Source organism: Ectopseudomonas composti (genome assembly GCF_001567565.1).
GTDB classification, from domain to species: Bacteria; Pseudomonadota; Gammaproteobacteria; order Pseudomonadales; family Pseudomonadaceae; genus Aquipseudomonas; species Aquipseudomonas composti_A.
This window is the reverse complement of record NZ_LSSW01000002.1, coordinates 69,698-87,683: the sequence shown is the minus strand read 5'-3', so window position 1 is coordinate 87,683 and position 17,986 is coordinate 69,698. Positions and strand designations below refer to the sequence as shown.

General features: G+C 65.0%; 17 protein-coding genes. 16 read left to right on the top strand and 1 reads right to left on the bottom strand.

Going from position 1 to position 17,986, the window contains the following annotated elements:
- Nucleotides 1-34 precede the first annotated feature (34 nt).
- The 16 genes from paaB to PCLY_RS00360 all read left to right on the top strand — a co-directional run bounded on the left by paaB (nt 35) and on the right by PCLY_RS00360 (nt 16,125).
- On the top strand, nt 35-316 hold the full coding sequence (gene paaB / locus PCLY_RS00435) for a 1,2-phenylacetyl-CoA epoxidase subunit PaaB (RefSeq protein ID WP_061237246.1): 282 nt from the start codon (nt 35-37) through the stop codon (nt 314-316).
- 10 nt (nt 317-326) lie between these two features.
- Nucleotides 327-1,088, top strand: a complete 762-nt coding sequence (gene paaC / locus PCLY_RS00430) for a 1,2-phenylacetyl-CoA epoxidase subunit PaaC (RefSeq protein WP_061237244.1) — start codon at nt 327-329, stop codon at nt 1,086-1,088.
- Nucleotides 1,075-1,599, top strand: a complete 525-nt coding sequence (gene paaD, locus PCLY_RS00425; RefSeq protein ID WP_061237242.1) for a 1,2-phenylacetyl-CoA epoxidase subunit PaaD — start codon at nt 1,075-1,077, stop codon at nt 1,597-1,599. Before paaC ends, paaD begins: the two co-directional genes overlap by 14 nt.
- A gap of 51 nt (nt 1,600-1,650) precedes the next feature.
- The gene (paaE, locus tag PCLY_RS00420; RefSeq protein WP_061237240.1) at nt 1,651-2,727 is read left to right on the top strand and encodes a 1,2-phenylacetyl-CoA epoxidase subunit PaaE; all 1,077 of its coding nucleotides are present in this window, start codon (nt 1,651-1,653) and stop codon (nt 2,725-2,727) included.
- A 164-nt stretch (nt 2,728-2,891) separates the two neighbouring features.
- Nucleotides 2,892-3,200: a DUF485 domain-containing protein gene (locus PCLY_RS00415; protein WP_061237238.1), complete on the top strand. Its 309-nt coding sequence runs from the start codon at nt 2,892-2,894 to the stop codon at nt 3,198-3,200.
- Entirely contained in the window at nt 3,197-4,840 is a 1,644-nt protein-coding gene (locus PCLY_RS00410; protein WP_061237236.1) for a cation acetate symporter, read from the top strand. Before PCLY_RS00415 ends, PCLY_RS00410 begins: the two co-directional genes overlap by 4 nt.
- A 28-nt stretch (nt 4,841-4,868) precedes the next feature.
- The gene (locus PCLY_RS00405; protein WP_061237235.1) at nt 4,869-6,101 is read left to right on the top strand and encodes an OprD family porin; all 1,233 of its coding nucleotides are present in this window, start codon (nt 4,869-4,871) and stop codon (nt 6,099-6,101) included.
- Between the two features lie 58 nt (nt 6,102-6,159).
- A complete protein-coding gene (paaZ, locus tag PCLY_RS00400; RefSeq protein ID WP_061237234.1) occupies nt 6,160-8,220 on the top strand; it encodes a phenylacetic acid degradation bifunctional protein PaaZ in 2,061 nt (686 codons plus the stop codon).
- Nucleotides 8,221-8,444: 224 nt separating this feature from the next.
- Nucleotides 8,445-9,770 (top strand): alginate export family protein, encoded by a 1,326-nt coding sequence (locus PCLY_RS00395; RefSeq protein ID WP_061237233.1) that lies wholly within the window; start codon nt 8,445-8,447, stop codon nt 9,768-9,770.
- A gap of 47 nt (nt 9,771-9,817) precedes the next feature.
- On the top strand, nt 9,818-11,962 hold the full coding sequence (locus PCLY_RS00390; RefSeq protein ID WP_061237232.1) for a methyl-accepting chemotaxis protein: 2,145 nt from the start codon (nt 9,818-9,820) through the stop codon (nt 11,960-11,962).
- A gap of 257 nt (nt 11,963-12,219) precedes the next feature.
- A complete protein-coding gene (locus PCLY_RS00385; RefSeq protein ID WP_061237230.1) occupies nt 12,220-13,377 on the top strand; it encodes an amine dehydrogenase large subunit in 1,158 nt (385 codons plus the stop codon).
- A gap of 9 nt (nt 13,378-13,386) precedes the next feature.
- Nucleotides 13,387-13,926, top strand: a complete 540-nt coding sequence (locus PCLY_RS00380; RefSeq protein WP_061237227.1) for a MauE/DoxX family redox-associated membrane protein — start codon at nt 13,387-13,389, stop codon at nt 13,924-13,926.
- Between the two features lie 3 nt (nt 13,927-13,929).
- The gene (gene mauD / locus PCLY_RS00375; RefSeq protein ID WP_061237225.1) at nt 13,930-14,541 is read left to right on the top strand and encodes a methylamine dehydrogenase accessory protein MauD; all 612 of its coding nucleotides are present in this window, start codon (nt 13,930-13,932) and stop codon (nt 14,539-14,541) included.
- A 16-nt stretch (nt 14,542-14,557) separates the two neighbouring features.
- Entirely contained in the window at nt 14,558-15,079 is a 522-nt protein-coding gene (locus tag PCLY_RS00370; protein WP_061237223.1) for a methylamine dehydrogenase light chain, read from the top strand.
- Between the two features lie 15 nt (nt 15,080-15,094).
- Entirely contained in the window at nt 15,095-15,652 is a 558-nt protein-coding gene (locus tag PCLY_RS00365) for a hypothetical protein (RefSeq protein WP_061237221.1), read from the top strand.
- Between the two features lie 278 nt (nt 15,653-15,930).
- Nucleotides 15,931-16,125 (top strand): hypothetical protein, encoded by a 195-nt coding sequence (locus PCLY_RS00360; protein ID WP_061237219.1) that lies wholly within the window; start codon nt 15,931-15,933, stop codon nt 16,123-16,125.
- Between the two features lie 112 nt (nt 16,126-16,237).
- On the opposite strand, the gene PCLY_RS00355 is transcribed toward PCLY_RS00360, so the two are convergent.
- Complete coding sequence (locus tag PCLY_RS00355; protein WP_061237217.1) at nt 16,238-17,821, bottom strand: aldehyde dehydrogenase (NADP(+)); 1,584 nt, start codon at nt 17,819-17,821, stop codon at nt 16,238-16,240.
- Nucleotides 17,822-17,986 lie beyond the last annotated feature (165 nt).

Below are 17,986 nucleotides of genomic sequence, written 5' to 3'. Positions count from 1 at the left end.
CCGCCAATGCGGGCCAGCGCGAGGAGATACGCACATGAGTGAATGGACCCTTTTCGAGGTCTTCGTCCGCAGCAAGCACGGCCTCAACCACAAGCATGTCGGCAGCGTGCATGCCGCCGATGCGCCAATGGCCATCGAGAACGCCCGCGAGCTGTACACCCGACGCAACGAGGGCGTGAGCCTGTGGGTGGTGCCCTCGGCACTGATCACCGCCTCCTCCCCGGATGAGAAAGAGCCGCTGTTCGACCCATCCCAGGACAAGGTCTACCGCCACGCCAGTTTCTACGAGTTGCCCGCCGAAGTCGGCCACATGTGAGGCACCAGCCATGACCGCCCAGCACGATCTGATCGAATACCTCCTGCGCCTCGGCGACAGTGCCCTGATCCAGGGCCAGCGCCTGTGCGAATGGTGTGGCCGCGCCCCGGCCCTGGAAGAGGAACTGGCGTTGATGAACGTCGGCCTCGACCTGGTGGGCCAGGCCCGCAACTGGCTGGAATATGCCGCCGAACTGCTCAACGATGGCCGCGATGCCGATCACCTGGCCTTCCGCCGCGATGAGCGCGCCTATCGCAACCTGCTGCTGGTGGAGCAGCCCAACGGCGACTTCGCCGTCACCATGACCAAGCAGTTCCTCTACGACGCCTGGCACTTCCAGGTGCTGCACGGCCTGTCCAGCTCCACGGATGCACGCATCGCCGGCATCGCCGCCAAGGCCCTCAAGGAAGTCACCTACCACCTGCGCCGCTCCAGCGAGTGGGTGCAGCGCCTGGGTGACGGCACCGAGCACAGCCACCAGCGCATGCTCACCGCCGTGCAGGAACTGTGGCGCTTCAGCGTCGAGCTGGTGAATGCCGACGACCTCGAGCAACGCCTGTGCGAGGCCGGCATCGCGCCCGCCCAGCAGGACGTCACCGCCGGCTGGCAAGCCAAGGTGGCCGACACCTTCGCCCGCGCCACCCTGCCCGTGCCGGAAGCGGCCAGCCACTTCTACCTTTCCGGGCGCCGCGGCCTGCATACCGAGCACCTGGGCCTGTTGCTGGCCGAAATGCAGTTCCTTCAGCGGGCCTACCCCGATGCCAGCTGGTGAGCTGATCGCCAGCGACCGCGCGCCCCTGGGGGCCGGTGACGTCGATCGCGCCTGGCAGGTACTGGACGCGGTGATGGACCCGGAAGTCCCGGTGGTCAGCGTGGTCGACCTCGGCATCGTGCGCGCGCTGAGCCCCGACGGCGGCACCCTGCATGTGCTGGTGACTCCCACCTACTCCGGCTGCCCGGCTACCGAGGTCATCGAACGGGACATCGAGCAGGCGCTGCTGCAGGCGGGTTTCGCCCCGCGCCTGGAGCGCTGCCTGACGCCCGCCTGGACCACGGACTGGATCAGCGCCGCAGGCCGTGAACGACTGCGCGCCTACGGCATCGCCCCGCCACAGGGCAGCGCCAGCAAGCGCAGCCTGCTCGGCGAAGAGGTGGAGATCTGCTGCCCGCAGTGCGGCAGTGCTCACACCGAACGGCTCAGCGAATTCGGCTCCACCGCCTGCAAGGCCCTGCACCGCTGCAAGGACTGCCTGGAACCATTCGATTACTTCAAGTGCATCTAGAGGAGCGGGAGAAACGTCGCGAGCGCAATGTTTCTCCGCCGGAGAACAACAATGAGCAAGTTCCACAGCCTGACCATCAAGGACGTCCGCGCCGAAACCCGTGACGCGGTGTCCATCGCCTTCGACGTTCCCGGCGACCTGGCCGACGCCTTCCACTTCACCCAGGGCCAGTACCTGGTGCTGCGCACCGAGCTGGACGGCGAGGAAGTACGGCGCTCCTACTCCATCTGCACCGGCACCGGCGATGGCGAGCTGCGGGTGGCCATCAAGCGCGTCGCCGGTGGCCGTTTCTCCTGCTACGCCAACGACCAGCTACGGGTCGGCCAGCAGCTCGAAGTCATGCCGCCGGATGGCCGCTTCTTCGTGCCCATCGAGCCCAGCCGTCGCGGCAACTACCTGGCCGTGGCCGCCGGCAGCGGCATCACGCCGATCCTGTCGATCATCAAGACCACCCTCGAGCGCGAACCGCAAAGCCGCTTCACCCTGCTCTACGGCAACCGCTCCAGCGCCTCGGCACTGTTTCGTGAGCAGTTGGAGGATCTGAAGAACCGCTACCTGCAACGCCTCAACCTGATCTTCGTGTTCAGCCGCGAGCAACAGGACGTGGATCTGTACAACGGTCATATCGATGCCGGCAAATGCAGCCAGCTGTTCAGCCGCTGGATCCAGGTCGATGCGCTGGACGCCGCCTTTATCTGCGGCCCGCAGAGCATGACTGAAACCGTGCGGGAGCAATTGCGCGAGCACGGCATGCCCAGCGAGCGCATCCACTTCGAACTGTTCGCCAGCGAAGGCGGCGCCGCTCGCCGCGAAGCACGCGAGGCAGCCCGCAGCGCCGACAGCGTCAGCAGCCAGATCACCGTCATCAGCGACGGCCGCGCCCTGAACTTCGAGCTGCCACGCAACACCCAGAGCGTGCTCGACGCCGGCAACGCCCAGGGCCTGGAACTGCCCTACTCGTGCAAGGCCGGGGTGTGCTCCACCTGCAAGTGCAAGGTCATCGAAGGCGAGGTGGAAATGGACAGCAACTTCGCCCTGGAGGACTACGAGGTGGCCGCCGGCTACGTGCTCTCGTGCCAGTCCTATCCGGTCAGCGAAAAGGTCGTCCTCGACTTCGACCAACTCTGACAGCGCCCTGCCAAGGCCTCACCCGAATCGTAGGAGCGAGCTCTGCTGGCGAAACGTTGGCTCGAGCATGTGTTCGCTCGCGAGCAGAGCTCGCTCCTACAAAGGACTCCACCCGCTTCACCTGCGTCGCACCGCCTCTACAACCACAACAAGAGAGAGCAAACATGAGCCCGCACGACCTCGAACGCATCAGCCAGCACCCGGACTTCATCCAGCTGGTACGGCGCAAGCAGCGCCTCACCTGGTCACTCACCGCCGCCATGCTGGTCATCTACTACGGCTTCGTGCTGCTGGTGGCCTTCGCTCCCGGCGCGCTCGGCCAGTCCCTCAGCGGTGGCGTCACCAGCGTCGGCATGCTGGTGGGCGTCGGCGTGATCCTGCTGTCGTTCGCCCTGACCGGCATCTACGTCGCGCAGACCAACAGCGTCATCGACCCGCTCAACGACAAGGTCAAAGAGGTGCTCGCCCCATGAAAGCACTCACTTCCCTGCTGCTCGGCGCCGGCCTGCTGGCCTCGCCGCTGGCCTTCGCCGCCGACAGCGGCCGCCCGCTGAACTGGACGGCCATCTACATGTTCCTGGCCTTCGTCCTGTTCACCCTCGGTATTACTCGCTGGGCCGCGCTGCGCACCCGCTCCACCGCCGACTTCTACACCGCCGGCGGCGGCCTCAGCGGCTTCCAGAACGGCCTGGCAATCGCCGGCGACATGATCAGCGCGGCGTCCTTCCTGGGCATCTCGGCGATGATGTTCATGAACGGCTACGACGGCCTGCTGTACGCCCTGGGCGTGCTCGCCGGCTGGCCGATCATCCTGTTCCTGATCGCCGAACGCCTGCGCAACCTGGGCAAGTACACCTTCGCCGACGTGGTGTCCTACCGCCTGGAGCAGAGCCCGATCCGCATCACCGCCGCCTTCGGCACCCTGACCGTGGCGCTGCTCTACCTGGTGGCGCAGATGGTCGGTGCCGGCAAGCTGATCGAGCTGCTGTTCGGCCTGTCGTACCTGCAAGCCGTGCTGCTGGTGGGCGTGCTGATGGTCTTCTACGTGACCTTCGGCGGCATGCTGGCCACCACCTGGGTACAGATCATCAAGGCCGTGCTGCTGCTCTCCGGCACCAGTTTCATGGCCTTCATGGTGCTGCGCCACTTCGGTTTCAGCACCGAGGCGATGTTCGCCGCCGCCACCGAGGTGCACGCCAAGGGCAGCGCGATCATGGCCCCGGGCGGACTGTTGTCGAACCCCATCGACGCCATCTCCCTGGCCCTGGGCATGATGTTCGGCACCGCCGGTCTGCCGCACATCCTCATGCGTTTCTTCACCGTCAGCGACGCCCGTGAAGCGCGCAAGAGCGTGTTCTACGCCACCGGGTTCATCGGTTACTTCTATCTGCTGCTGATCGTGGTCGGCTTCGGCGCCATCGTCATGGTCGGCACCAATCCCGAGTTCCGCGACGCCGCTGGCGCCATCATCGGCGGCGGCAACATGGTGGCGGTGCACCTGTCCCAGGCGGTGGGCGGCAGCCTGTTCCTCGGTTTCATCTCCGCCGTGGCCTTCGCCACCATCCTCGCCGTGGTGGCCGGGCTGGCACTCTCCGGTGCTTCGGCGGTGTCCCACGACCTGTATGCCTGCGTACTGCGCAAGGGCAAGGCCAGCGAGCGCGAGGAAATGCGCGTCTCGCGTATCGCCACCCTCGGCATCGGCGTGCTGGCGGTGATCCTCGGCCTGCTCTTCGAGTCGCAGAACATCGCCTTCCTCTCCGGCCTGGTGCTGGCCATCGCCGCGTCGGTCAACTTCCCGGTGCTGTTCCTTTCCATGTTCTGGAAGGGCCTGACCACGCGGGGCGCGGTCGCCGGCAGCCTCGCCGGGCTGCTCTCGGCCATCGTCCTGCTGGTGCTGAGCCCGGCGGTGTGGGTCAACGTGCTGCACCACGAAACGCCGCTGTTCCCTTACGCCAACCCGGCGCTGTTCTCCATGACCCTGGCTTTCTTCAGTGCCTGGCTGCTCTCGGTGACCGACACCTCCGAGCGCGCCCGGCAGGAACGCGGCCGCTACCTGGCGCAGTTCATCCGCTCCATGACCGGCATCGGCGCCAGTGCTGCCAGCCGCCACTGACTCCAACGGATTGACGGACACAACAACAATGAACCTCAACCGCACCACCGCACTACTCGCCACCCTGGCCCTACCTCTGGCCACGCCGGCCCTGGCCGGCTTCATCGACGACAGCAAGGCCAGCCTGGAGCTACGCAACCACTACCTCAACCGCGACTTCCGCCAGCACGGCGCGGCCCAGTCCAAGGCCGAAGAATGGGCCCAGGGCTTCACCGCGCGGATCAGTTCCGGTTTCACCGAAGGCAGCGTCGGTATCGGCCTCGACGCCATCGGCCAGTTGGGCGTCAAGCTGGATTCCAGCCGCGACCGCCGTGGCACCGGCCTGCTGCCCTTCGATCCCGCCGACAAGCAGCCGGTGGACGACTACAGCGAACTGGGGCTGACCGCCAAGCTGCGCGCTGCCAACAGCGTGCTGCGCCTGGGCACCTTGCAGCCGCAGCTACCGGTAGTCAGCTACAACGACACCCGCCTGCTGTCCTCCACCTTCCAGGGCGGGATGCTGACCAGCCAGGAGGTCGACGGTCTGACCCTCAACGGCGGCCGCCTGACCCGCGTCAACCTGCGCGACTCCTCCGGCCGTGACGACATCGGCTACGGCGCCGTCAGCAGCGATGCCTTCGATTTCGCCGGCGGCACCTACGCCATCAGCCCGCAGCTGGCGGTCAGCTACTACTACGGCAAGCTCGACGACATCTACCGTCAGCAGTTCGCCGGCCTGGTGCACAGCTTGCCGCTGCCCGGCGGCTTCAGCCTGAAGAGCGACCTGCGCTACTTCGACAGCCGTGGCGACGGCGCCGCACGTGCCGGGCGCATCGACAACCGCAACCTCAACGCCATGTTCAGCCTGAGCCAGGGTGGGCACCGCATCAGCGCCGCGTTCCAGCGCATGTCCGGCAGCAGCGCCTTTCCCTTCCTCAACGGCGGCGACCCTTACGTGGTGAACCTGGTGACCTACAACACCTTCACCCGCGCCGAGGAGGACGCCTGGCAACTGCGCTACGACTATGACTTCGCCGCCGTTGGCCTGCCGGGCCTGAGCTTCATGACCCGCTACGTCGACGGCCGCAACGCCAAGACCGCCAGCGGTGATCACGGCGAAGAGTGGGAACGCGACAGCGACCTCGCCTACGTCATCCAGGGCGGTGCCCTCAAGGGCCTGAGCCTGCGCTGGCGCAACGTCACCTTCCGCTCGGGCAACGGCCTGAGCACCGACCTCGACGAGAACCGCCTGATCCTCGGCTACACCCTCGCCCTCTGGTAGGCCAACCACGAACCCCGGCCGGCACCCCAGGTGCTGGCCTTTGTCACGGAGAATTCCCATGAGCAACGCCCCCACCCTGCAAAGCTTCATCGGTGGCCGCTGGATCGGCCAACACGGCGCCCAGCTACTGCGCAGTGCGGTCAACGGCCAGCCCCTGTTCCACACCCACGAAGAGGCGCTGGACTTCGCCGAAGCCCTGGACTTCGGTCGCTCGCGCGGCATCCCGGCGCTCATGGCCCTGGACTTCCAGCAGCGCGCCGCGTGCCTCAAGGCCCTGGCGCTGTACCTCAACGAGCGCAAGGAACAGCTCTACGCCATTTCCCAGCACAGCGGCGCCACTCGTGCCGACAGCTGGATCGACATCGAGGGCGGCACCGGCACCCTGTTCGCCTACGCCGGCGTCGGCGCCCGTGAGCTGCCCTCCGGCAACATCGTCCACGAAGGCCCGGTCATGCCCCTGGGCAAGAAGAACCTGTTCGCCGGCAGCCACATCCTGGTGCCGCGCGGCGGCCTGGCCGTGCACATCAACGCCTTCAACTTCCCCATCTGGGGGATGCTGGAAAAGTTCGCCCCCACCTTCCTCGCCGGCATGCCCTGCATCATCAAACCGGCCAGCGCCACCAGCTACCTGACCGAAGCCACGGTGCGCCTGATGCACGAGTCCGGCCTGCTGCCCGAAGGCAGCCTGCAACTGATCATCGGCGGCACCGGCGACCTGCTGGACCGCCTGCAAGGCCAGGACGTGGTGACCTTCACCGGCTCCGCCGACACCGCCGCCAAGCTGCGGGTCAACGCCAACCTGGTGCGCAACTCGATCCCCTTCAACGCCGAGGCCGACTCGCTGAACTGCGCCATCCTCGCCCCGGAAGTCACCCCGGACGATGCGGAGTTCGACCTGTTCGTCAAGGAAGTGGCCCGCGAGATGACCGTCAAGGCCGGGCAGAAGTGCACCGCCATCCGCCGTGCCATCGTCCCGGCGAAACACATCGACGCCGTGGCCGAGCGCCTGCGTGAGCGCCTGGCCAAGGTAGTGGTGGGCGACCCCTCGGTGGAGGGCGTGAAGATGGGCGCGCTGGCCTCCCACGCGCAGCAGGCTGACGTTGGCGAGCGCCTGCAAGCCCTGTTGGCCGGTAGCGAGTTGCTGTTCGGCGCCCAGGACGGCTTCGCCCCCCGTGGCGAGGGCGTCAGCGAAGGTGCCTTCTTCGCCCCCACCCTGCTGCGTGCACGCGATCCGCACGCCGAAGGCGGTGCCCACGACATCGAGGCCTTCGGCCCGGTCAGCACCCTGATGGCCTACGACGACCTGGACGAAGCCATCGCCCTGGCCGCCCGCGGCAAGGGCAGCCTGGTGGCCAGCCTGGTCACCAAGGATGCGGCCGTCGCCGCCCGTGCAGTGCCAGTGATGGCCGCCCTGCATGGCCGCGTACACATCCTCGACCGCGAAGCCGCTGCCGAATCCACCGGCCACGGCTCACCGTTGCCGGTGCTCAAGCATGGCGGCCCGGGCCGGGCCGGCGGCGGCGAAGAGCTGGGCGGCGTGCGTGCGGTGAAGCATTACCTGCAACGCACCGCCATCCAGGGCTCGCCGAGCATGCTGGCCGCGGTGACCCGCGAGCACGTGCGCGGTGCCCAGGTGATCGAGACCGAGGTGCATCCGTTCCGCCGTTACTTCGACGAACTGCAGATCGGCGAATCCCTGCTGACGCACCGCCGCACCGTCACCGAAGCGGACATCGTCAACTTCGGCTGCCTGTCGGGCGATCACTTCTATATGCACTTCGACGAGCTGGCAGCCACGGAGTCGCAGTTCGGCAAACGCATCGCCCACGGCTACTTCGTGCTCTCCGCTGCCGCAGGCCTGTTCGTCTCCCCGGCACCGGGCCCGGTACTGGCCAACTACGGCCTGGACACCCTGCGCTTCATCAACCCGGTGGGCATCGGCGACACCATCCAGGCGCGCCTGACCTGCAAACGCAAGATCGACCAGGGCAAGAAGAGCCCCAAAGGCGAGCCTCAGGGCGTGGTGGCCTGGGACGTGGAAGTCAGCAACCAGCTCGGCGAACTGGTAGCCAGCTACGACATCCTGACCCTGGTACTGAAACGTCCACAGGCGCAGTAACGCAGGTTACAACCGCTGAACAACCGGCCCTCGGGCCGGTTTCTGCATCGCCCGCCCCCTCAATCGGGCAGGCTCGCCATGCTCTCACCCACGCCCTGCTAGGCTAATCTGGCACAGAGGATCAAGTCCTTGGCAAAGACGCACAAGGTGGGTTCTTCACAACGTCTTAGTATCGAGTCAGAGCCACACACCTCCACTCATACTAAGAAAAAAAGGAAGCCGCCATGCACACGTCCCGTCTACTACGACTCTCCTCTCTCGCCCTTCTGATCGGCACCGCGACTCAAGCCAGCGCCTACGAGCTATATGCGGACGATGACACTCATCTGAACGCCAACCTCGAAGCCGCCTTCGGCCTGTTCCACAGCCGGGAAAACTACGCCACCAGCGGCAGCAAGAACGCGGGCTCGTCCTCCTGGCGTGAAGGCTACGTGAAGTACGGCATCAGCTTCGACCAGGGCCTGGCCGGCTCGGGAACCGGCTACGGCGCCTTCAACCTGCTGAGTTCGGGCACCTGGGGCGACGGTGATGCCGCCGGTTTCACCGACGGCTCCGAGCGCACCACCAAGATCGAGGACGCCTACCTGGGCTGGCGTTCGGGCAACCTCTTCGAGGCCCTCGGCGAAGACGGCGTGGATCTGTCTTTCGGCCGCCAGAACGTCCGCGTCGGCGATGGGTTCCTGATCAATGGCGACGCCCTGAACCTGGGCAACGGCCTGGCCGATGGCGAGTACGACCGTGGCGGCGCCTACTGGCTGGCGGCGCGCAAGGCCTTCGACCAGACCGCCGTGTTGCGCCTGGGCGGCAACCAGGGCCTGCGTGGCGACCTGATGTGGCTCAAGTCGGACAACCGCGCCCAGGCCAAGCCGGAAATGCTGGTGGGCACCCTGGAGCATGTTTCCGACGCTGGTACCCTGGGCCTGACCGTGATCGATATTCGCGATATCGACAAGCAGTACGCCTCGCCCGCGCAACTTGGACGTGACGGCATGAAGACCTACAGCGTGCGCGGCCAGGGCAATGCAGGGGTCAAAGACCTGTTCCTCTCCGGCGAATATGCCTGGCAGGACAGGAAGAGCGGCGGCAAGGAAGACGCCTGGTACCTGGAAGCCGGCTGGACCTTTTCCGACGTGGCCTGGAGCCCCAGCGTAAACTACCGCTACAGCCGCTTCTCGGAAGGCTACGACCCGCTGTTCTTCGGTTTCAGCCGGGGCTATGGCACCTGGTTCCAGGGCGAAGTCGCGGCCAACTACTCCGGGCCATTCAACAGCAATACCCAGGTCCATCACGTGGCCGTCAAGGTGTCGCCGCTGGAGAACCTCAGCATCGGCGCCCTCTGGTTCGACTTCAATACCCTGGACCGCAGCCTGGGTAATTTCGACGGACGTGAACTAGATTTCTATGCGGAATGGGCCGTCAGCGACAACCTGATCGTGATGCCGGTGGTGGGCCTGTACCAACCGGACCGCCAGGCAAACCAGGGTGGTACCCAGCTCGGCAACGACAACCGCAACCTCTATAGCCAACTGGTGTTCGTCACTCAATTCTGACTGTATGCGGGGCGCTGACGCCCCGCGCTCTTGCGGAGCGCTCCAAAATGCCCGGAACCAATTTGAGCATCCAAAGCAAGATCACCCTGCTAGTCAGCTTTTGCCTGATTCTGATAGTGGCCATGCTGGTGGGTTTGTCTCTTTATGAGACACGCGCCAGCACTGAACGAGTCAAGGAGTCCAGCTCGGAGATGCTCGCCGAGGCCGCGCGCCTGAACCTGCAGGCGCAGGGTCAGGCACAGGCGCTGCGCATCCAGCGTACCTTCACTCGCACTCACGAATACGGCCTGGGCCTGGCACGGCACCTGATGTACCTGCGCGAGCTGGCAGCACAGGGCGAGATGCCCGCCGAGCAACTGCGCAGCCGGCTGACCAGCGAGCTGCGCAAGGCCCTGGAGCAGCGCCCGGAGCTGCTCGGCCTGTTCCTCATCTTCCAGCCCGACGCCCTCGATGGCCAGGACGGCCAGTTCCGTGGGCAGAACGATCTGGGCAGCAACGATGCCGGGCGATTCGCCCTCTACTGGCTGCAGGCCAAACCCGGAGAGCTGCAGCCCATAATGGGCGACGAGTCGCTTCTGGCCGATACCTCCCCCGGCCCGAGCGGCGCACCGTTCAACGCGTTCTTCACATGCCCGCGAGATAGCGGCCAACTCTGCCTGCTGGAGCCCTATTTCGACGACTCATCAGGTACCCGAAGACTGGTCACCAGCATCGCCTTTCCGCTCTTGGAGAACGGCAAGGTCGTGGCGGTGATCGGCCTCGACATCAGCCTCGACAGCCTGCAGCAGGACGCCCTGACCGCCAGCAGCGAATTGTACGAAGGCCACGGATCGGTCAGCATCATCAGTCCCTCCGGCCTGCTGGCCGCCCATAGCCGGGATGCTGCACAGTTGGGAAAGACCTTGCAGGAGGTACTGCCAGACCAGGCGAGCGAAGTGTTTTCCGCACTGGCCAAGAACCAACCGCAGACCCTCTCGCTGAATGGCCGTCTCGGCGTGCTTCAACCTCTGATCCCGGTGACCGGCAGCAAGCCCTGGGGCGTGCTGCTGGAAGTCCCCGAGCAGGTTCTTCAGGCGCCTGCCGAAGCCATGAAGGTGCGCATGGAACAGGAGCTGGTGCAGCGCTCCATCCTGGAGTTCGCCCTGGGCTTGGCCGCGGCGCTGCTGGGTGTGGTGATCATCTGGCTGGCCGCACGCGGGATCACTCGCCCGCTGCTGCGCCTGGCAGGGATGCTGGAAGACATCGCCGACGGTGAGGGCGACCTGACCCGCCGTCTGAGCTACGCGCGCAACGATGAACTCGGCCGGCTGGCCCTGGCCTTCAATCGCTTCCTGGACAAGCTGCAGCCAGTGATTGCCAAGGTTCAAGGCTCGGTGCGCGACGCCCGCAAAACCGCCGATCAATCGGCACAGATCGCGCACCAGACCAGCGAAGGCATGCAGCAACAGTTTCGCGAGATCGATCAGGTCGCCACCGCCCTGCACGAGATGTCCGCGACAGCCAACACCTCGGCGCAGAGCGCGGCGCAGGCAGCCGAGGCGGCGCGTAATGCCGACCTGGCCAGCCGCGAAGGACTGGGGGTGATCATCCAGACCACCGAAGCGATTCAGGCCCAGGCCCGGGAAATGAGCGAGGGCATGCTGCAGCTGCAGAACCTGGCGCAAAGCAGCGAACAGATCGGTTCGGTGCTGGAGGTGATTCTCTCGATCGCCGGGCAGACCAACCTGCTGGCCCTCAACGCCGCCATCGAGGCAGCCCGTGCCGGTGAGGCCGGCCGCGGCTTCGCGGTGGTCGCCGATGAAGTCCGCAACCTGGCCAAACGCACGCAAGACTCGGTAGAAGAGATCCGCCAGGTCATCGAAAACCTGCAGAACGGCACCCATGAAGTCAGTCAGAGCATGCAAGCCAGCCATGGCCAGGCGCAGCGCAACGTCAGCCAGGTGCAACAGGCCGTGGCCGCGCTGGAGCGCATCGACAAGGCCGTCAACCTCATTACCGAGATGAACCTGCAGATCGCCAGCGCCGCCGAGGAACAAAGCAGCGTGGCCGAGGAAATCAACCGCAATGTCGAGGCGATCCGCAACGTCACCGAGTCCCTGTCCGGTCAGGCCGAGCAGTCGGCTCATGTCAGTCAGCAACTCAACGAACTGGCCAACCACCAGCAGGAACTGATGCAACAGTTCCGCACCTGAGCGCGACTAGAATGGATGGAAACTGACATCCTGATTTCAGGCGGAAAACCAACGGGGGCTGCAATGCCCCCGTTGCGCCAGTAAGGCCCCACTGGCCTGGGCAGGTGACTGAGCGCGCCTTGGAGCTGGAGTCTTGGCACAAGTGCGCAAGTGAATGGCACGGACACTAAAACTCGAAAAGAGGGCCAGCAGCATACTGAAAACTAGCGGCCCCACTTCGCCGTCGTGATCCATTCAAAAAATCAGGGAGCCCCCCTATGCGAATAAACAGGATCCTCACCCACGCCTCGCTTGCACTGAGCATCACGCTCATCGGCCTGGGAAATGCCCACGCCGAGTTACCGGCTGACCCAGGTATAGGACAGACCACCCTCCCTTTCCCCCCCGAGCCTCATCGCGCCTATATCGTCGATGTCGAGTTCGATAACTTCGTGACCGGTCGTGTGGTTGTCGTCGATCCGGACAAGAAGAAAATGCTCGGGATGGTCAGCACCGGCTTCGCCGCGCCCTCGACCCTGAGTCGGGATGGCAAGTACCTGTACTCCGCCGACTTGTTCTATTCACGTGGCACACGTGGCACACGCACCGACGTGCTCACCGCCTGGAACAGCAGCACCCTGTCCCCGGACTGGGAAGTGGTGATTCCCAGCAAACGCATCCAGGCTCTGACCCAGCGCTATTCCCTGGGCACCAGCAGCGACGACCGCTTCGTCTACGTCTTCAACTTCACCCCGTCCACCTCGGTGACCGTGGTGGATAGCAAGGCCAAGGTCGTTGCGGGCGAGATCGCGATGCCCGGCTGCGTACTCAACTACCCGGTCGGCAAGCGCCGCTTCGCCGCCCTCTGCGGTGATGGCAACCTGCAGGTGGTGACACTGAACGACGAAGGCAAGGAGATCGCCCGCAGCAATACCGCCTTCTTCGACCCCAACGCCGAGAAGCTGGTGGAACGCGCCTACGCGGTAGGCGACACCTACTACTTCGTCAGCACCACCGGCACCGTGCGCGGCGTGGATTTCTCCGGCGACAAGCCGAAGATTCTGCCAGCCTGGGAACTGGTGACCGACGCCGCCGACAAGAAGGCTGGCTGGGCACCGGGCGGCTGGCAACTGATCACCGTGGCACCCAAGCTCAATCGTCTCTACGTGTTGATGCACGACGCCCATGAGCCGATGAAATGGGAAGACCCGAGCACGGTCATCTGGGCCTTCGACCTCAAGACGCACAAACGTGTCGGCACACTGGAGGCACCTAACCCGATCTGGAGCCTGAACGCCACCAACGACGACAAGCCCCTGCTGCTCGGCACCAACATCAGCGGCGGCCTGGAAGTCTTCGATCTGAAAAGTGGCAAACATACCGGCACCATGGAAGGTATCCAAAAGACCGCGACTCAGATCCTCAGCCACTGGTGAGGTGCCCCCATGCAACCTGATCCGATCTTCATCATCACCGCCGCGCTCACCGTGACGGTGATCCTGGCCAGCGCCGCGACCCACAAGTTGCGTGCGCCAGCCCGCTTCGCCAATCAGCTGGAGGATTACCAGTTGCTGCCCTCGACCCTGGTACGTCCGGTTTCCCGGACACTGCCCTGGATCGAGGCCGCCCTGGCTTTCGCTCTGCTGGTTCCGGCCACTCGCCACCTGGCGGCACTCGGCGCCGCCGCACTGCTGGCCAGTTACGCGCTGGCCATCGCCATCAACCTGTGGCGCGGCCGGCGCGATATCGACTGCGGCTGCTCGGGCCCGGAGCAAGCTCAGCCAATCCGCCCGGTGCTGCTGGCACGCAATGCCGTTCTGGTAGGTCTGGCGCTGGTTGCGAGCCTGCCGCCACTGAGCCGCAGCCTGGGACTGTTCGACGCTTTCGTCGTCATCGCCGCCAGTGCCGTGGCCCTGCTCATCTACGTCACCGCCGAAGGCCTGCTGGCCAACGGTCCCCGTCTGCTCAAACTCATCGGAAGGTGAATCATGGAAGCTCTGATCGTTTCTAACATTCTGCTGTGGTGCCTGCTGATCGCTCTGGCCTTCGCCGTCATGGGCCTGGTACGCCAGATCGGCGTGCTGCATGGTCGCCTGGCGCCCGCCGGCGCGCTGATGGTCGACAAGGGCGTGGCCGTCAACGAGCCCGCCCCGCAAGTGACTGCCGTCGACCGCGTTGGTCGCCCGGTGAACTTCGGCTACGCCGGCGAGAAAGCGCAGTTGCTGTTCTTCCTCTCGCCCACCTGCCCGATCTGCAAGTCGCTGTTGCCGTCGATCAAATCCATCGCCAAGGAACAGGCCCATCGCCTCGACGTGATCTACGTCAGCGACGGTGACATGGACGCGCAAAAAGCGCTGATCGCCGAGCACAAGCTCGAAGACGCCACCTACGTGGTCGGCCCGGAAGTGGGCATGACCTACCAGATCGGCAAGCTGCCCTACGCCGCCCTGATCGATAACGCCGGCGTGCTGCGCGCCAAGGGCCTGGTCAACTCCCGCGAGCACCTCGACAGCCTGTTCGAGACCGAGCACCTGGGTAGCGCCACCCTCCAGCAGTACCTGCACAACAGCCAGCACGCCCACGGCGCGCACAACCACTGAGCCAGGGAGCCCTGACATGAAATTGCTAGATCGCTTGTTCGAACGCTCCACTCGCCACGTGGCCGATACTACCTCGCGGCGTAACTTCCTCGGTCGCCTCGGCTCAATGATGGTCGCCGGCGCCGCCCTGCCCGTGCTGCTGCCCATCGACCGCACCAGCAAGGCCCTGGCCGCCGAAAACCCGCAGGCCGGTGATCCGGGCGACCCCAATAGCTGCGACTACTGGCGCTACTGCTCCATCGACGGTTTCCTCTGCAGCTGCTGCGGCGGCTCCGTCACCTCCTGCCCACCGGGCACCGAAGCTTCTCAGGTGACCTGGATCGGCACCTGCCGCAACCCGGCGGACGGCAAGGACTACATCATTTCCTACAACGACTGCTGCGGTAAGCACAGCTGTGCCCAATGCGCCTGCACCCGCAACGACAGTGAAGAGCCGCTGTACCGACCGTTCAACAACAACGACGTGAACTGGTGCCTCGCGGCCAAGTCGCACATTTACCACTGCACGGTCTCGATCATCCGTGGCGTGGCAATCTGAGCCAGGAGCACTGCCATGCGTTTGCCACTGATCATTGCGCTGGCCTCTGCCATGGTCCTTCCACAGGCCATGGCACGTGCCATCCCGGATCCGAATCAGAAGCACGCGCCAGGTAACGAAGCACCGCAGAAGCCGATTTCACAAGCGGGCTACAGCACGCCAGTGAACTATCAACTGCAATGCGCCGGTTGCCATCTCAGCGATGGCACCGGCTCCAAGGCCAACGACACGCCGAAGATGAAGGGTTTCGTCGGCAACTTCCTCAAGGTCGAGGGCGGGCGTGAGTTCCTGGTGCGCGTACCCGGCATGTCGCAATCTGCGCTCAACAATGCGCAGTTGGCCGACCTGCTCAACTGGTTGCTGGACAAGAACGGCATGGCGGGTGCCAGCATGCCGGAGCACTACCAGCCCTATACCGAGGAAGAAGTGGCCAGAATCCGCAAGGCTTCGCTGCTCAATCTGCCTGATGTACGGGCCGGTTTGATCCATCAGATGGTCGAACAGTCCATCGAAATCGACGACGGCATGGCACATCCGTCGTCAGATCCCACCCCCCAGGGAAGTCTGAAATAGGCCGTTGTTTGTGGACGGTGACCTGCAAGCAGCGATCTGCTCATGACATGAGCAGGTCGTTGCTGGCTTCGGTGCTACTGATCATTACGAGCACTTCGCGCTGGCCTTTTCTCTCGTCACTGTCGCATTCCTGCGCCATCGCCACGGGCCGTCAGTCAGGGTAGAGAGCGGGTGATCTGTAGATCGTGCGGCTTTCCACGCTTTTAGCGGTCTTTCAGTGCTTACTTCGCGCGTCATTCCCCATAGGATGTGAGCGCCCGATCCTGCAAGGAGCACCTATGGACATTCTGTTACTGATCGCCGTCGCCTTCGTGGTGCTCTTCATCTATTGCTGGCGACGCTCACGTCCCAAGCCTCTAGCGCGCAAGAGAAAGCGCAGCGGCCTGAACGGACAGGACTCCGGCTCAGGTTTCAGTGACGGGGGCTTCGACTACAGTGGAGGCGGCGATGGGGGCGGCGGCGGTGGTGATTGATCCACCGTCCTCGCCTCAGATCATTCCCAGCCTCAACGCCTGCACGGTTGCAGTCGCCTGAACGAACAATGCCGCACCCCAGGGTGCGGCATTGTTCGTTACAGCGCTCGGATTAGCTCAGCGCGTCACGGCTGTGCACGCCGTCGACCAGGCGCTGGATGCCCAGCGGGTTGGCGTTCTGCAGCGCTTCCGGCAGCACTTCGTCCGGGTAGTTCTGGTAGCAGACCGGACGCAGGAAGCGGTGGATCGCCAGGGTGCCGACCGAGGTACCACGGGCGTCGGAGGTGGCCGGGTAAGGGCCGCCATGGACCATGGTGTCGCACACTTCCACGCCAGTCGGGTAACCGTTGAGCAGCACACGGCCGGCTTTGACTTCCAGCAGCGGCAGCAGGTCGCGGAAGGCGCTCAGGTCGTCACGCTCGGCGATCAGCGTGGCGGTCAGCTGGCCGTGCATGCTCTGCAGGGCACGGCTCAGCTCGGCACTGTCGGCAACTTCGACGACGATGGTGGTCGGGCCGAAGACTTCTTCCTGCAGCAGGTGGTCGCCTTCGAGCAGCATGCTCACGTCAGCCTTGAACAGCTGCGGCTGCGCCTGATTGCCGGTTTGCTCGTTACCGGCCAGGTGCGTGACCTTCGGGTGGGCGTTGAGCTGAGCCAGGCCGCCCGTGTAGCTGCGCAGGGTGCCGGCATTGAGCATGGTCTGCGCCGGCTGGCTGGCGATGGCGTCGGCCAGGCCGGCGACGAACTCGCTGAACTCGGCGCTGCGAATGCCGATGATCAGGCCCGGGTTGGTGCAGAACTGGCCGCAACCCAGTACCACGGAGCCTGCCAGCTCCCTGGCGACGGTGGCGCCACGCGCTTTCAGGGCGCCCGGCAGGACGATCACCGGGTTGACGCTGGACATCTCGGCGAACACCGGAATCGGCTGCGGGCGGGCAGCGGCCATGTCGCACAGGGCACGACCGCCTTTCAGCGAGCCGGTGAAGCCGACTGCCTGGATGGCCGGGTGCTTGACCAGTATCTCGCCAACGCCGCCGCCGAAGATCATGTTGAACACGCCCTTGGGCATGCCGGTTTTCTCGGCGGCGCGGATGATCGCATCGGCCACGCACTCGGCGGTGGCCATGTGGCCGCTGTGCGCCTTGAACACCACCGGGCAACCGGCAGCCAGGGCCGAGGCGGTGTCACCACCGGCGGTGGAGAACGCCAGCGGGAAGTTGCTGGCGCCGAACACGGCAACCGGGCCAACGCCGATCTGGTACTGACGCAGATCCGGACGCGGCAGTGGCTGGCGATCCGGCAGGGCGCGGTCGATGCGCGCACCGTAGAAGTCACCACGACGCAGCACCTTGGCGAACAGGCGCATCTGGCCACTTGTACGACCACGCTCGCCCTGGATGCGGGCAGCCGGCAGTGCGGTTTCACGGGTGACCAGGGCCACGAAGTCGTCGCCGAGGGCATCGATTTCGTCGGCAATCGCCTCGAGGAACTCGGCACGGCGCACGGCCGACAGGTTGCGATAGGTCGGGTAAGCGGCGGCAGCAGCCTGGGCGGCAGCGTCGACTTCTTCCGGCGAGGCCTGGATAAAGGTGTACGGCAGCGCTTCACCGCTGCTGGCGTCGAGGCTTTTGTGCTGCACGGTGCCGGCGGCGCGGCGCTCACCACCGATGTAATTGTGGCCAGTCAGACTCAGCATGGCGTTCTCCTGTCAGGAGGGACGGCGGCGCCGCCCCAGGACAATGAATGAGGCCCGGCTGCAGTGCCGGGATTCACAACCGCCTGCGCAGTTGTAGGACGTATGATAAGTGACGACTAAGCTTTTGTCGTCCTCGATCTATTGGCTGGAGCTTCTGCGCGCGAT

Excerpts from the sequence above, each read along its gene's own strand:
- paaB (WP_061237246.1), top strand. The coding sequence starts at position 35 with ATGAGTGAATGGACCCTTTTCGAGGTCTTCGTCCGCAGCAAGCACGGC.
- paaC (WP_061237244.1), top strand. The coding sequence starts at position 327 with ATGACCGCCCAGCACGATCTGATCGAATACCTCCTGCGCCTCGGCGAC.
- paaD (WP_061237242.1), top strand. The coding sequence starts at position 1,075 with ATGCCAGCTGGTGAGCTGATCGCCAGCGACCGCGCGCCCCTGGGGGCC.
- paaE (WP_061237240.1), top strand. The coding sequence starts at position 1,651 with ATGAGCAAGTTCCACAGCCTGACCATCAAGGACGTCCGCGCCGAAACC.
- PCLY_RS00415 (WP_061237238.1), top strand. The coding sequence starts at position 2,892 with ATGAGCCCGCACGACCTCGAACGCATCAGCCAGCACCCGGACTTCATC.
- PCLY_RS00410 (WP_061237236.1), top strand. The coding sequence starts at position 3,197 with ATGAAAGCACTCACTTCCCTGCTGCTCGGCGCCGGCCTGCTGGCCTCG.
- PCLY_RS00405 (WP_061237235.1), top strand. The coding sequence starts at position 4,869 with ATGAACCTCAACCGCACCACCGCACTACTCGCCACCCTGGCCCTACCT.
- paaZ (WP_061237234.1), top strand. The coding sequence starts at position 6,160 with ATGAGCAACGCCCCCACCCTGCAAAGCTTCATCGGTGGCCGCTGGATC.
- PCLY_RS00395 (WP_061237233.1), top strand. The coding sequence starts at position 8,445 with ATGCACACGTCCCGTCTACTACGACTCTCCTCTCTCGCCCTTCTGATC.
- PCLY_RS00390 (WP_061237232.1), top strand. The coding sequence starts at position 9,818 with ATGCCCGGAACCAATTTGAGCATCCAAAGCAAGATCACCCTGCTAGTC.
- PCLY_RS00385 (WP_061237230.1), top strand. The coding sequence starts at position 12,220 with ATGCGAATAAACAGGATCCTCACCCACGCCTCGCTTGCACTGAGCATC.
- PCLY_RS00380 (WP_061237227.1), top strand. The coding sequence starts at position 13,387 with ATGCAACCTGATCCGATCTTCATCATCACCGCCGCGCTCACCGTGACG.
- mauD (WP_061237225.1), top strand. The coding sequence starts at position 13,930 with ATGGAAGCTCTGATCGTTTCTAACATTCTGCTGTGGTGCCTGCTGATC.
- PCLY_RS00370 (WP_061237223.1), top strand. The coding sequence starts at position 14,558 with ATGAAATTGCTAGATCGCTTGTTCGAACGCTCCACTCGCCACGTGGCC.
- PCLY_RS00365 (WP_061237221.1), top strand. The coding sequence starts at position 15,095 with ATGCGTTTGCCACTGATCATTGCGCTGGCCTCTGCCATGGTCCTTCCA.
- PCLY_RS00360 (WP_061237219.1), top strand. The coding sequence starts at position 15,931 with ATGGACATTCTGTTACTGATCGCCGTCGCCTTCGTGGTGCTCTTCATC.
- PCLY_RS00355 (WP_061237217.1), bottom strand. The coding sequence starts at position 17,821 with ATGCTGAGTCTGACTGGCCACAATTACATCGGTGGTGAGCGCCGCGCC.